Below are 14604 nucleotides of genomic sequence, written 5' to 3' on the forward strand. Positions count from 1 at the left end.
CATTCGGACGCAAATCGCCAGGGTCGCTCATCGACTGAACCACACTTTATTGCTCGTCACTTCTCTTCTCTGGGTGGGCGTTCGACCACCTTGCGCTTGCCCTTGGCACAGCGTGAGAGTGCTTTCAGGCCATCGGCATCAAACGCATCCACGCGGATCACATCGTAGAGCGCTTCCAGGGCTTCCAGCAGTTTGTCGCACTCGTCTGCCTTGACCACGCCCTGGGCACAGGCCCAGTCAACCAGTTCCTTGCGCTGATGCCCCATCAACAGGTCAATGCCGCCCAGTTCGTCTTCATCGCGGTTACGCATGGCGTCATGCAGCCGGCTGCGCATGTCCGCGGTCTCGTTGGCCAGCTTGTAAGCATTGAGCACCCGCCCGAGCGGATCTTCCGGGTCCATGGTGGTGTAGGCACCGCGACTGATGCGCTGGCGTACCGGGGTGTCCTTGACGATGGATTCCGCGACCTGTGCGCCCAGCTTGTCGTCCGGGCCGTTCAGGCCGGTGGCACCGAGCGGGAACACCAGCAGGCGCAGGGGCCAGCGCAGGGCCGGCACCGGGAAGTTGATGATGGCTTCGCGCATGGAGCCCTGGAGGTCCCGCAGGCAGGTCTTCAGGCACCATTCCACCAGCGGCCGCTGATCGTCCGGATAGCCTTCCTCATGCCATTGCTTGATGACAGCGGTGGCGTAGTACAGCTGCACCAGGCAGTCAGCCATACGGCCGGAAAGCCGCTGACGGGCCTTGAGGCCGCCACCGACCGTTAGCAGGGTGACATCGGTCATGAGGGCGAAAGCTGCTGAGAACCGCGCCAGCTGCCGATAGCTGGACTTGATGTTGCCTTGCCGTGGCACCGATTCGGCCCATCCTTTGGTCAGTCCCAACAGACAAGCCCGCAAGGCATTGCGGGTGGTATGGGCCAGATGCCGGTAGAAGATACCGTCGAATTTCTTCGCGGCCTTGTCCTCATCTTCCATGCCCGCTGCTTCGATTTCCTCAACAATGAACGGATGGCAGCGGATGGAGCCCTGGCCGAAGATCATCAGGCTCCGGGTAAGAATATTGGCGCCTTCCACGGTGATCCCGATGGGCACCGCCTGGTAGGCCCGGGCCAGGAAGTTGCGCGGACCGGTGATGACGCCCCGGCCTGCCACCACGTCCATGGCATGGTTGATAACTTCCCGCATCAGGTCGGTATTGCGGTATTTCAGCACGGCGGACGGTACGGAGGGCCGCACGCCACGGTCCAGCATGCCAGAGGTCAGCAGCCGGGCAGCGTCCATCATGTAGGTGTAGCCTGCGATGGGCTCCAGGGCTTCCTGCACGCCTTCAAACTGACTGATCGTCCGGCCGAACTGTTCCCGGGTGTAGGCGTAGGAGCCAGTGGCCAGGCTGGCGACCTTGCCGGCACCGGTGCCTAGGGCGGGAAGGGAAATGGAGCGGCCGATGGACAGGCATTCCAGCAGCATGGTCCAGCCCTTGCCGAGCATGTCCTGGCCGCCGATGACCTGTTCCATGGGAATGAACACGTCGTTGCCCCAGGTGGGACCATTCATGAATACGGTGTTCATGGGCAGGTGGCGGGCACCGGCGTTGACGCCGTCGGTGTCCTTCGGCACCAGTACACAGGTCACGCCGATCTCATCCGAATCGCCCAGCAGCTTGTCCGGATCATAGACCTTGATGGCCAGGCCGATCAGTGTCGCCACCGGGGCAAGGGTGATGTAGCGCTTGTTCCAGGTGACTTTCAGGCCCAACACTTCCTTGCCGTTCCATTTGCCCTTGCAGACGATGCCCTTATCCGGAATGGCGCCGGCGTCGGAGCCGGCCACCGGGGAGGTGAGGGCGAAACAGGGAATCTCGTCGCCGCCGGCCAGTCTAGGCAGATAATGCTGTTTCTGCTCATCGGTGCCGTAGTGCATCAGCAACTCGCCCGGGCCGAGGGAGTTGGGCACCATCACGGTAACGGCAGCCGATACGCTCCGGGTGGAAATCTTCATCACGATTTCTGAGTGGGCGGTGTTGGAGAACCCCAGGCCGCCGTCTTCTTTGGGAATCACCAGGCCGAAAAAGCCGTTCTCACGGATAAACTTCCAGACCTTGTCCGGCAGGTCGTACTGCTCGTGGGTGATCTTCCAGTCGTCGAGCATGGCGCAGAGCTTTTCCACCGGGCCATCCAGGAAGGCCTGTTCCTCGCTGGTGAGGTGTGCCGGCTTGGCGTCCAGCAGCTTGTTCCACTTGGGCTTGCCGGAAAAGAGCTCACCGTCCCAATCGACCGACCCGGACTTCAGGGCCTCGGCTTCGGTGTCCGAGAGTTTGGGCAGTCGGCTGCGTACCCAGCCGAGCAGCGGGCGGCTGAGCTTGTCGAGACGCAAGTCGCCAGGGATAACCAGAATCAACGCCAGGGCCAGCAGCACACCGCCGCAGAGAATGCTGATCAGATGCCATTCATCCTGGAACAGGCCCACAACGGTCGCAAGAGACATGACGGCAGCGGCTGTAGTGCCGCCGATACCCAGATAGATCAGCACCAGGGCACTGATCAGCAGGAGAAGAACACTCATGGGGAGACCTCCGTATCGTGAATGCAATTGCTCAGAAGCTACTTTAACCATCGGTTAAAGTTCAGGCAGTTGCAAGGGCTCGGGGCGTGAGATGTAAAGATTGATTGCAGTAATGAAAAGGATTGTTAAAAAACGGGGGTGAAGGCTCTATTGATTGATCCAGTTTGCCATTTTTAAAGAAGTCATAGGCTCATTCAATAAAAATGTGCCCGGAGCCTAATGATGCTTGGTCAGTTTACCGTTGCGAAACGCCTAGCCCTTGGTTTTGGACTGATTCTGTCCCTGGTAATTGCGGTCAGTCTGATTGGCAACCAGCGGGTCGGTTTCATCGACAGGACCCTGACCGATGTGGGTGACGGCGCTGCCGTGAAACAGCGGTACGCGATCAACTTTCGCGGCAGTGTCCACGATCGGGCGATAGCCATCCGGGATGCGGTGCTGGTGGAGAACGAGCGGGACCTGCAAACACACCTCGCTGACATCGAACGGTTGAAGGCGTTTTACCGCGATTCTGCTGGCCCCATGGATGAAATGTTCCGGGAGGAAGGTGCTACCAGCCGGGAAAAGCAACTGCTGGCGGCGATAAAAGACATTGAACTCAGGGCCCTCACGTTAACCGATGAACTGCTCGAGCTGCGACTGGCCGGCAACATCGATCAGGCCAGGGCATTTCTTCTCAGCGATGTCTCCGGCGCCTATTCGGAGTGGCTCAAACGGGTCAACGCCTTTATCGACTACCAGGAAGACGTGGTGACCACCGGTGTTGATGAAGTGCGTGAGGCGGCGAGCACGTTTAATGCCCTGAACCTGTCGGTAACAGGTCTTGCGGTCGTTCTGGGTGCACTTGTGGCATTGGTAATCATCCGCAGGTTGAAGAAGATTCTTGGCGGTGAACCGGAGGATGTTGCCCAGGCGATTCGCCAGCTGGCTGACGGAGAGCTGGACCAGGATATTCAAACCCGCTACCCGGACAGCGTGATGGGCGCGTTGCAGGATACCGTGGAGCGACTGGGCGGCATTATCCGGGAGGTCCGCTCAGCGGCGGAGGAACTGTCCAGCTCGTCTTCTGAACTGGAAGCGACCTCCGACAACAACAGCCGTCAGATCCGTCTGCAGGCCAGCGAAGCGGAACAGATGGCCACAGCCGTGAACCAGATGGCGGCCACGGTAAACGAAGTGGCCGGTTTCGCGGCCAGCGCGGCCACCGCTACCCAGAAGGCCGATACCGAGGTTGAAAGCGGGAATCGCGTGGTCCAGGAAACCGCGGCCTCCATCGGCGAGCTGGCGGAAACCCTGGAAAAGGCAACCCGGACCGTGCAGCGGGTGTCTGAGGACAGCGCCAACATCGAGAAGATCATAGAAGTGATCAATGCCATCGCCGAACAGACCAACCTGCTGGCACTGAATGCTGCCATTGAAGCCGCCCGCGCGGGTACTCACGGTCGGGGTTTCGCGGTGGTGGCGGACGAGGTGCGTTCCCTGGCGTCGCGGACCCAGGATTCCACCCGGGAGATCCAGGAAATGATCGGCAACCTGCAGACCGGTGCCGGCGAGGCGACCAACGTGATGGAAAGCAGTCGTGAATTGGCACGTAACACGGTCGACAAGACCAGCGAGGCGGAAGCTGCCCTCGCCAGAATCCGCAATGAAGTCGGCGCCATCAACGACATGAACGCCCAGATTGCCAGCGCCTCGGAAGAGCAGAGTTCCGTTGCGGAAGAGGTCAACCGCAACATCAGCCGCATCCACGACGCCACGGTGGAAACGTCAGCCGGTTCCGAGCAGGTGGCCGGGGCCAGCCGGGATCTGGCGGTGCTTGCCGGGCAGCTGCGTTCGCGGGTCAGCGTCTTCCGGTTTAAAGGCTGAGCCCGCAGATCAACAACGCGAGGGTGGCTAACAGCACCGCGACGTTGATGCCCAGAAGGGTGTTCAGCTGTGCGGGATTGCTCAGGGCGCCCCGCAGCCTGGTGCTAACCCAGATCGCTGCCGGCAATGGCGCAAGGGCGATGGCCGTCCAGGTCGGCAACCAGCCGACCCAGATTGCCGAGCCGAGTAGGCCGTAGCTGCCAAGTAAAAGCAGGCCTGCCAGGCGGGCAGCGGCCGGCTGGCCCATGGTAATGACCAGATGCCGCCGGCCGACTTTCCGGTCTGCATCGGCATCCGGAATCTGATTGATCAGCAGTAACTCGCTTACCAACAGCAGACTGATGGCAGAGGCCGCAACGGCCGCAGCATCGAGCCGTGCCCCCAGGGCGATCAGGCTGCCCAGGATCATCACGGGGCCGAATCCCAGCCCGGGAGCAAGCAGGCAGATCAGTGGCGAACGGGTAATCCAGCGGGTGTAGGTAAGTACCAGCACCACGCCTGCGGCACCCAGCACCAGCATGGGCAGGCCCCGGAGCCACAGAAAGTAGAGGCCAATGGCCACAACCAGTGCCAGCGTACCGGATGCGGCCAACAGGACCTGCCGGGCGGCGGACGGAACCTCCGGCAGAGCGCCACTGCCGCCGGAGAAAGGCGTGCGCCGGGTGATCAGGTCCAGTCCGGAGATGAAATCTTCGTATTCATTGAGCAGGTTAACGGCGGCATGGGCCAGGAGGGCGCCAATCAGAACCAGCAAGGTGTCAATCAGGGCCGGCGATGCGCCCTGCTGCCAGGCCAGGGCCACACCGAGACCGGCACACAGTGGTGCGAGTATCAGAAAGTTCGGGCGGGAGGCGCGCACCACCGCAACGGTTTCAGACATCGGGTCCTTCCTCTGATCAAACGTAGCCGGCGGCAAACACCAGCCCGAGCACAACCGGCATAACGATGAGACTGCCCAGGTTGCTCAATAATACCAGCGACGCGACCTTGTGTGGCTCCTGACGATACTGTTCCGCCACCATGTAGTTGAGTACAGCCGGTGGCAGGGCCGCAAATACCCACAGCGCGGCTATCTGCATGCCCGGAAGATCCAGCACCGCAATCATCGGCCAGGCCAGTATCAGGCCGCTGGCGGGGCAGGCGACGGCGCCCAGCATGCCCAGCTTCCAGTCACTGAAATCAATATCAAGCATGCGCACGCCGAGGGCAAAGAGCATCAGCGGGATGCAGACACCCCCCAGCATGTTCAGGGTTTCCAGCAGCCATTCCGGCAGGGGCACGCCGCCGAGATTGACCGAGAGCCCGGCAATACTGGCAAAAACGATCGGTAGCTTGAGCCGTTTGATGATCGACGTATGGGGGTCGAGCATGTAAAGCCCCACCGAAAAGTGCAGCAGCATTTCCACGATAAACAGCACGATCGCAGCAGGCAGGGCTTCATCACCGAACGCCAGTACCAGGAGCGGAATCCCCATGTTGCCGGAATTGTTGAACATCATCGGCGGCAGGAAGGTTTTCAGGTTCAGCTTCAGAACCCTGGCCAGCGGGTAGAGAACAATACCTGATCCGAGCACGACCACGGTGGCCGCCAGTGCCAGCCGGGCATACTCCTGCAGCGGAGCCTGCTGGTCAGCAAGAACGGCAAAGACCAGCATGGGCACAAACAGCTCCATGTTGAGAACGTTCAGCCCCTGAATATCGGGCGTCCGATAACGACCATAGAGGGCGCCGCATCCGGCGATCAGGAACACCGGCAACATGGTGGACAGAATCTGGCCAATCATTGAACAGGCTCCGGGAGAGTGTTTGGAAGTTTTTGTTGGATAAACCGTTAGGTTCGCAAGTATCGGCCCATCTGGGCAAGTGTTAATCGACGATGTTCGACCAAAGCCGGAGACGAACACAATGGTTGTGTTCGTGCAGGCGCTTGCGGTGCCTGGTCGGGCCCACCACAATACCGGTTTCCAATATTGCTATCTGCTCTGGAGAGTCCTTGTGTCCAGCCCTTTCGATGCCCCGGTTTCCCGTGAGAGCACCTGTTCCGTGAAGTTCGACGCCCGCCAGGCCGTTTTTGGCACTGAGGATGTAGTTCCGGTGTGGGTGGCCGACATGGACTTTGCGGCACCGGAGGCGGTCACCCGTGCATTGGCCAAGCGGGCGGCACACCCGGTTTACGGTTACACCCTGTTTCCGGACAGTCTTTATCAGTCGATGATTGACTGGTTTGCCAGCCGTCACGGCTGGGAGATCCAGCGCGAATGGATACTGATGGCGCCGGGCGTGGTGCCATCGATCAACGCCGCGTGTATGGCCTACGCCGGGCCTGGCGAGGGTGTGATCATTCAGCCGCCGGTGTATCCGCCGTTCTTCAGTTCGGTCCGGCACAGTGGTCGGCTGGTTATCGAGAATCCGCTGGTACCGGAAGACCGGGACACCGGGGACCCGGGACATTACCGCATGGATCTGGATCATCTTGAACAGTGTGCAGCGCGTCCCGATGCCCGGATCCTGCTGCTGTGTTCGCCCCACAACCCGGTGGGTCGCGTATGGTCGGAGGAAGAGCTGACGGCGGTACTGGATATCGCCCGCCGGCACCGGCTGGTGGTGGTCTCCGACGAGATTCATTGCGACCTGACATTCACGGATAGACCCCGCCACACGATGCTGGCCAACCTGGCCGGCCCTGACGATGCACTGGTCATGGCGGTCGCTCCCAGCAAGAGTTTCAATATGCCCGGGCTGGGACTGTCGGCGCTGGTGATTCCCGATGCGGACCGGCGAAAGGCCATGAAGGCCGTGTTCGAATCGATGCATCTGCCCCAGTGTAATCCGTTCAGTATTGCCGGGTTTGAGGCCGGTTATCGCCATGGCGGTCCCTGGCTGGACGATCTGATGGCCTATCTGCAGGCAAACCGTGACTATGTGGTGGACGCGGTTGGCCAGCGCCTGTCCGGCATTCGGGTGTCTGCTCCGGAGGGCACGTATCTTATGTGGCTGGATTGCCGCGAGCTTGGGCTGGACGATGCGGATCTGAAACGCTTTTTTGTTCGAAAGGCCGGTGTGGGCATGAATCCCGGACTCTCCTTCGGAGACCCGGGCAGTGGGTTTATGCGCCTGAATATCGGCTGCCCGAGGTCGGTCCTTGAGGAGGTCATCGGCCGCATTGAAGCGGCCCTGAACAGGGACTCGTCAGATCACTGATTTTGAAGGGCACAGTGCTCTTCAACCAGTTTCCAGTGAGGGGGTTCGTCCATGTCTGGCATGTCTCCCCGAGTTGGCCCGGTGGCTTCCCAGATCTGCCCACCGTGGCTGGCCAGGTCACCCTCCTCGTAGCTTTTCGAAAACAGCCATTGTTCCGGCCTTACACACATCCCTGACGCTGTTTCGCCCCGATGGGATTTCTCGTCGGTCGGATTGAATCCCGGCTTTCCGTCATTCGGTTTGTCGTTTGCATCGGCCCTTTTTCCGCTCTCGGGCAGGTTGCTGCAGTCGGGCACTGAGTCGAGCTTGATCCAGTCAAACGTGATACCCGGCTCCAGTCCTTTGTGCATCTCTCTGGATTCGTACCAATGCCCTTTGTGGAAAACCACGGCGTCTTCGGGGTAATAATGATCGGGGTTCCACGTGGCCGCGTCCGGGTCGCAGGGATCTGCGGCAGCCGGCGCAGACAGGCCAGCGGTTAACAGGACCAGAACCAGGCAAAAGAAGCTGCGAGAGTTTCCTGGGATACGTTCAATCATGGGTGTCTCCTTTTGCTAATTGCTCTGGGGATGGATAGTGGGTGCGTTTTCGGGTTTGTGTGGCCAGCACCAGCCCGGCAAGGATCAGTGCACCGCCGAAAACATGAAACAGCCCGAGTGATTCTGCCAGGAAAATGCCTGCCAGAATCGAGGCAAAGACAGGCGTCAGATACATAAAGATGGCCGCCCTGGCCGGGCCAATTTTATGCACACCGTGGTTCCAGAATCCATAGGCCAGGATCCCCGGGAAGATCGCGAAGTACAGTAATGGCATGGCGGTGCTTTTTGACAGCTCGAAGCCTCCGGAGAAGAAAATCAGATCTGTCAGGTAGAACGGCAGCACAACCAGCGTGCCCAGAAGAATCTGCGTGGTCAAAAAGGTCAGCGCAGGCAGAGGCACGGCCTGTCGTCTCAGTAGTACCGAGAACAGGCCCCAGCTGAATACTGCCGCCACCATGATCAGATCGCCCGGTTGGGCCCGGAGATTGGTCAACACCGAGAGGTCGCCGCGCGCGATTACGGTAACGATGCCGGTAATCGCCAGCGCGATACCCAACGCCTGAATCGGCCGGGTCCGGTCGCCGAGGAGGATCCAGGCAAGCAGAGCTACGAAAATAGGAATGGTGGCATTGATCAGGGCAATGTTGGTCGCGGTGGTTGTGGTGGCCGCCAGATACAGCAGGGTATTGAACGCTCCCACGCTGAAGGTCGCCAGCGCCAGCATGGAACCGAAGCGCTGGCGAATAATCTGGCGGTGGCGCCAGATACCGGGAAGCCCGAAGGGCAGCAGGATAGCCAGTGCGATCACCCACCGCCAGAAGGACATGGATAACGGTGGGATGTTCTCGACCGTACCCCGGGCCACCACGGCGTTGCCGGCCCAGAATAGCGGGGTGAGAACCAGCCCGATGTAGGCCAGGCCGGGAATACGTGAAAAAACTCCGGCGTTCTCGGAAGACACAAAGGCTCCTCTGGGGTTGGTGATGCCCGAAAAAAGCCTAGCATACTACTCTCCGGGAACTTCTGCCTCCGTACCAATGTGGTAGGCGGCGAAACCGGCCATCACGACCTGGTCCACGGCCATACCGATCACACGGCCATCACTGGTGGACCGGATGGGGTGCTGGGCGTTGGTGATCGGGTCGGAGACGTAACCGAGAATCTCACCTTCCGATACATTGGCCCCCAACTCAATTTCGCTGAACAGGATCCCGCCGTGATCGGCCCGGATCCAGTCGGAATCGTAGTAGACGGGTTCCGGATCGCCCCACACGAACATTCGGGAGATCATGCCCTGGCGCTCCATCAGGCTGGTGAGGCTGTTAACGCCGGCGCTGATCTGGTGTTGCTGGATACGGTGGGACTCGCCCGCTTCCAGCGTAACGGTGCGAATGCCGGCTTCCACCGCGGCCGTGCGCAACATGCCGGCAGAACCCGAGCTGTGCACCACCGCCATGCGGTCAAAGCCGCGGGTAAATTCCGCCACATCCGGATTGTTCATGTCGGCGCGAAGCTGTGGCAGATTGGTCCGCTTCAGTGAGCCGGTATGGATGTCGACCAGCATGTCGCACTTGCGAATCACGTTCTCGAATAGTGAGTGGGCAATCCGGTCCGCCAGGCTGCCGTTGGGGCTGCCCGGGAAATGCCGGTTGAGATCCCGACGATCGGGCAAATAGCGGCTGCCTTGCTGGAATCCAGGCAGGTTCACAATCGGCACGCCCACCACCGTGCCTGACAGTTTCTCCGGGTTCAGGTCGTACATGGTCTGGCGGATGATTTCGATGCCGTTCAGCTCGTCCCCGTGGACTGCGCCGGTGAGGCACAGGGTTGGGCCGGCGTTGATACCGTTAACCACCAGTACCGGCGTGGTCTGGGACAGGCCAGCAATCTGGATGCCTGGCGTCCAGGCCAGGCGGGTAGACGTGCCCGGCATGACATCGTTGTCGAGCAGGGTGAATACCTTGCCCTCGCGAATTTCGGGTTGCGGCTCGGGTTCGGCCACCGCTTCGGTTGCCATGACCTCGGATTCGGCGGCATCCGCGTCCGTGTCATCCGGCGCTGAGGCCTGAGCCTCCGGTGGTGGCGCCACCTGTTTCAGATCGATATTCGGCGCCACTTTCCGTGATGCTGCTGAGGGCGTATCGACACCGGCACCGCCCTGTGGGGCTTCCGGTTTCCGGGATTTTTGTTCCTGCCCTTTGGTCTGCAAGGGAGCCGACTGCTCAACGTCCTCGACGCTCTCGTCCTCGGCCAGTTCGGCAACCAGCACTTCGGATTTTTTGCTGGCCTTTGCCGAATCGGTTTCGGCCAAAAGCGGTGCCGACAGCCAGGGTATCACCAGGCCGATCAGCAGGATCCGGGGGGACGGTTTTTTAAGCCGCTCAAACAGCATAATTCCTCACGGTTCGTCAGTGTGCGCTCAAGGATAGAGTGCCTCTGTCGGTCATGAATACCGCTGTGACAAAGGTTTAATGCCACTTTCATGAAATCCGGGCAAGTGATAACGGATCCTTTTATACGCCTGAAACGTGATGAACAGTATGGGTGTTTTGCGAAATCCGGTGTGCTTTCGTTACGACCGCGTTAGCTCTCGTGTATGGCATGCCAGAGCTCGTTCTCCCGGAACGCCCTGTGCTCGGCCTCCAGTTTTAGCAAATGCGCCAGGGCGGACCGTGCCGCGAGGCCATGGATGGCCGCCGGAACATCGTCATAGGCTTTGGCGGTAAGGGCTTTCAGGTCCACCGGAGTGAGGGCTTCCAGCGCACGGGCCACCTTGTGCTCCCGGGACAGGCGGTGGGTGATCAGGAAATCGATCACCGCCTCCGGATGGCCCATCAGGAACCCATGGGCCGGGGCAATGTAGCGGGTTGATTCCGCTAGCAGGTCGTACAGCGACTCGATGTAGGCCTTCATGTCGCCGTCCGGCGGATTAATCACCACGGTCGAGCCCTGCATGATGTGGTCACCGGAAAACAGAAGGTTCTGGTCGACCAGCAGAAAACACAGGTGGTTCGACGCATGGCCCGGGGTATGCAGCACCTTCAGAACCCCGGCTTCGGTTACAATCAGATCACCGTGCTCCGGCTCGTCGTCGGCCCGGAACGTCTGGTCCTGGCCGGCACCCGGGGGTGCCGGCCAACCGAATACCCGGCAACCGGTGCGCTCTTTCAGGGCAGCAACGGCCGGCGAATGGTCCTGGTGCGTGTGGGTCACCAGAACCTGATCAATCACGCCACCGGTCACCTCCAGAATCCGCTCGATTTGAGTCTCGTTGGCGGGACCGGGATCAATCACCGTAAATCGTTCATGGCCCAGGATGTAGGTGTTGGTGCCCGGCCCGGTCATCATGCCCGGGTTGGGTGCCGTCAGCCGGACGACCCTGGCGGCAACCTCTACCGCCTCACCCGGAATAATCTCCGCCCGGGTGGAACCTTCACCTTCCGGATCCAGCTTGGCCGCCTCATCGTAGGCCGGCGCACCCGGTTCCAGCGTCACCGGCTTGCCCTTTTTCATCGCCGGCCAGGGCTTACTTGGATAGGGCTCCGGCGGATTGGCATGGGCGTAGCGCATCAGCGCCTCAGCGGTGTCGAAATCACTGAGTACCCGCAGCGTCCGGATCGTCGGCAACCCCAGCAAACACTGACCATTGCGATGATCCTCAAGGGCCTGCTCCGGACGGATCCAGGCATGATCAATCGTTTCCACCCCGTCATGACTGGCCAACTGACCTTCCGGGGCGGGCGTCACGAAAAACCGTGTATCGAAACGCCGTGGCGGCCCCGGCGGCGTGATCCAGTGGCCGAGATAGGCCAGCCGGTCCAACGGAATCGCCAGGCCGTGCTTTTTACACAGACTGGCCAGAGACAGATCGCCGTCGAACACTGATTTCCGATCCGCATGAGCTGGATGATCCCCGGCTATCGGGCTGCCCTGCTTATCCACCGCAACCAGAACCCCGGATTCCTCAAAACACTCCCGAACCGCCGCCAACATATAGTCTGCGCCGCCCTCGTCGACACTCATGGTCTGACTGATCTCGGCGTCTACGGTCCCGATAATATGGTCCTGGCCGTGAGTCTCGTTCTCCTCGACCCGTCCGCCAGGGAACACAAAATAGCCGGGCATAAACACGGCGTCCCAGGTACGTTGCAGCAGCAAGACTTCAAGGCCTTCGGTCGTATCACGAACCAGAACCAATGTGGCAGCAGGGCGAATATCCATAAAACTCCGATCGCAGTTTTTATAATAGAGTGCGCCTACAAAGTACGAACGATGGCGGGGAAAGGCCTTCCAAAACTGTCTGTCGCCATGGATGGCGACAGTCAAGCGTCACATGGACGTGCCGCTAGGAGCGTGTTTTGGAAGGCCTTTCCCCGCCGTCGCTACACCGAATCCAAAGGCGCCAAGGGTAAAAGGCAAGATAACCGATCTGACACAAAACGTCCCGAGATGAACACTAAAGTCGAACAGCGTATGATTCGCCCCAAGATACCCAGTGAAAACAGGAACCCCCGTGGCCCGAATCAAACTCTCCTTCCCGGATGACGTCTTCTGCTTCGAAACCAGGATGCCCGTCAGAATCACCGACATCAATGGCGCCAACCACCTCGGCAACGACGCCCTCATCTCCATGCTCTCCGAGGCCCGGGCCCAGTTCCTGGTCAGCTATGGCATCCAGGAAGCCAGCAAGGACGGCACCGGCATTATCGTCACCGATCTGGCCACCATGTACCAGTCGGAGTCCTTCTTCCCGGAAATGCTGCGCTTTGAAGTGGGCCTGATGGACTTCAACAAGTATGGCGGGGATTTCGTGTTCCGAGTCACCAAGGCCGAGAGCGGCCAGCCAGTGGCACTGGCGAAGTACGGCTTCGTCTTCTTCAACTACCACCGCAAGGAAGTGGTGCCGGTGCCCGAGAGTTTCCGCTCACGCTTTGCCTGAGGATATCTTGGCCTTAAGGCGCGTCATGCCGGCACGGTAAAAGCTGTAAGCCATGGCGCCTGCAAACAGATTGCCCACCAGTGCGCCGCTCATAAGCCCGTAGACTCCGTTGATCTGGCTACCGATCCAGAGCAGGGGCAGGAAACACAGGAACAGGCGCAGGGTGGATACCAGCAGGGCCCGCATCGCCATGCCAAGGGCATTGCACACCGACACCATCAGCATGCACACGCCCAGACCGCTGTAACTCAGAGGTACCCGCACCAGATAACCGGCGAGAACCTCTTGAACATCACTGTCGCTGGAGAACAGTTCCGACACCAACCCGGAAGCGACCACCCAGGTCAGGCCAATGGCCAGTTGCCAGACCACCACAAACCGGACCGCAAGGCGCACCAGTTTACGGATCTGCTCGATATCGCCGGCACCCAGCATTCGGCCAATCATCGGCGGCATCGACATGGTCAGGGCGAGCACCACCACAATGGAGAAAAATTCCAGGCGAGTGCCCAGACCCCAGGCGGCGACGGCGGCGGAGCCAAATCCGGCCACCAAAGCTGTCGCCAGCATGGCCGAGACAGCCGGCATAAGCTGGCTGACCATGGCCGGGGCCATGATGCCGTTCAGCTGTTTAAGGGCCTTCCAGAGAGCAAGCTCCCGCAAATCGAACCGGATCCATTGGCGTTTCAGAAGTTTCGGGTAGATCACCAGACAGCCGATTCCGAACGACGTGATGGTTGCCCAGGCGGCGCCGGGCAGTCCCCAGCCGAAAACAAAAATGTAGAGTGGATCCAGGGCGATGTTGGTCAGACTTGTGGCCACCATCATGTACCCAGGCAATTTGGTATCGCCGTGGGAGCGGCACACGCTGTAGCCGAAGTACAGGAACGCGCCGGTCCAGGCAGCCATCAGCCAGGGAATCCAGTACTGGCGGATCAGGGGTAGAAGTGAGTCTTCCGCGCCAAGCGCGGTCATGATGGGCCCCTGGAGAAACCAGAGAGTCACGCAAATGACGAAAACGAGGCTGCCGCCAACGGTAATGATCAGCCCGCCCAGCCGGTAAGCCCGAGTTTCATCGCCGGCTCCCAGTGTGCGGGAAACGATCGCCGTGGTGGCGATACCCAGTCCCACCTGAAGGCCGATGATCAGTTGCTGCATCGGCAGTGTGAAACCCAGGGCCGCCAGCGGATCCCGACCCAGCTGACCCACAAAAGCACTGTCGGCCAGCTGAAAGGTCATCAGGGACAGTACCCCGAAGAGCATGGGCCAGGTCATGCTGTAGAGCCGGCGGGCCAGTGATCGGTTGTCAGTGTTGGTCTGCACGGGGTGAATGGGGCCTTCGATTGGGGTTCGGGCTTTGGGCGGGGATTCTAACAGGTTCTGGTTTTGGAGCATGCAGTCGGCTGGGGGCGGGCTTCTGAAACACGCTGTGAATACATCCCTGTACGCTCGGCTCCGCCATCCATGGCTCCGCACGGTTTCAGAAGCCCGCCCC

Annotated in this window: 11 protein-coding genes; 3 read left to right on the top strand and 8 right to left on the bottom strand. The window is 60.3% G+C overall.

The window, feature by feature from the left end:
- Positions 1 to 56: 56 nt before the first annotated feature.
- A complete protein-coding gene (locus ACWJ62_RS08855; protein ID WP_449285851.1) occupies positions 57 to 2564 on the bottom strand; it encodes an acyl-CoA dehydrogenase in 2508 nt (835 codons plus the stop codon).
- A gap of 222 nt (positions 2565 to 2786) precedes the next feature.
- Between ACWJ62_RS08855 and ACWJ62_RS08860 the strand changes: the two genes are divergently transcribed.
- Positions 2787 to 4430, top strand: a complete 1644-nt coding sequence (locus tag ACWJ62_RS08860; protein ID WP_449286167.1) for a methyl-accepting chemotaxis protein — start codon at positions 2787 to 2789, stop codon at positions 4428 to 4430.
- On the opposite strand, the gene ACWJ62_RS08865 is transcribed toward ACWJ62_RS08860, so the two are convergent.
- Positions 4420 to 5310 (bottom strand): prenyltransferase, encoded by an 891-nt coding sequence (locus ACWJ62_RS08865; RefSeq protein ID WP_219121048.1) that lies wholly within the window; start codon positions 5308 to 5310, stop codon positions 4420 to 4422. The genes ACWJ62_RS08860 and ACWJ62_RS08865 overlap by 11 nt on opposite strands.
- Positions 5311 to 5326: 16 nt before the next feature.
- Complete coding sequence (locus ACWJ62_RS08870) at positions 5327 to 6214, bottom strand: AEC family transporter (RefSeq protein ID WP_014578727.1); 888 nt, start codon at positions 6212 to 6214, stop codon at positions 5327 to 5329.
- Positions 6215 to 6425: 211 nt separating this feature from the next.
- Here ACWJ62_RS08870 and ACWJ62_RS08875 point away from each other — a divergent pair, with 211 nt between their 5' ends.
- Positions 6426 to 7631 carry a MalY/PatB family protein gene (locus tag ACWJ62_RS08875; protein WP_449285852.1) on the top strand — a complete coding sequence of 402 codons (1206 nt, stop codon included), beginning with the start codon at positions 6426 to 6428 and terminating at the stop codon, positions 7629 to 7631.
- On the opposite strand, the gene ACWJ62_RS08880 is transcribed toward ACWJ62_RS08875, so the two are convergent.
- The 4 genes from ACWJ62_RS08880 to ACWJ62_RS08895 form a co-directional block, all read right to left on the bottom strand.
- The gene (locus tag ACWJ62_RS08880; protein WP_449285853.1) at positions 7625 to 8170 is read right to left on the bottom strand and encodes a carbohydrate-binding protein; all 546 of its coding nucleotides are present in this window, start codon (positions 8168 to 8170) and stop codon (positions 7625 to 7627) included. The two genes, ACWJ62_RS08875 and ACWJ62_RS08880, sit on opposite strands and share 7 nt — an antisense overlap.
- Positions 8163 to 9131 (bottom strand): DMT family transporter, encoded by a 969-nt coding sequence (locus ACWJ62_RS08885; RefSeq protein WP_449285854.1) that lies wholly within the window; start codon positions 9129 to 9131, stop codon positions 8163 to 8165. Before ACWJ62_RS08885 ends, ACWJ62_RS08880 begins: the two co-directional genes overlap by 8 nt.
- Before the next feature lie 45 nt (positions 9132 to 9176).
- A complete protein-coding gene (locus ACWJ62_RS08890) occupies positions 9177 to 10562 on the bottom strand; it encodes a succinylglutamate desuccinylase/aspartoacylase family protein (RefSeq protein ID WP_449285855.1) in 1386 nt (461 codons plus the stop codon).
- A gap of 191 nt (positions 10563 to 10753) precedes the next feature.
- The gene (locus ACWJ62_RS08895; protein ID WP_449285856.1) at positions 10754 to 12391 is read right to left on the bottom strand and encodes an MBL fold metallo-hydrolase; all 1638 of its coding nucleotides are present in this window, start codon (positions 12389 to 12391) and stop codon (positions 10754 to 10756) included.
- A 292-nt stretch (positions 12392 to 12683) separates the two neighbouring features.
- Here ACWJ62_RS08895 and ACWJ62_RS08900 point away from each other — a divergent pair, with 292 nt between their 5' ends.
- On the top strand, positions 12684 to 13109 hold the full coding sequence (locus tag ACWJ62_RS08900) for a thioesterase family protein (RefSeq protein WP_008172718.1): 426 nt from the start codon (positions 12684 to 12686) through the stop codon (positions 13107 to 13109).
- Here the strand turns inward: ACWJ62_RS08900 and ACWJ62_RS08905 are convergent.
- Positions 13095 to 14384, bottom strand: a complete 1290-nt coding sequence (locus ACWJ62_RS08905) for an MATE family efflux transporter (protein ID WP_449286168.1) — start codon at positions 14382 to 14384, stop codon at positions 13095 to 13097. The genes ACWJ62_RS08900 and ACWJ62_RS08905 overlap by 15 nt on opposite strands.
- Positions 14385 to 14604 lie beyond the last annotated feature (220 nt).

Source organism: Marinobacter sp. PE14 (assembly GCF_053566155.1).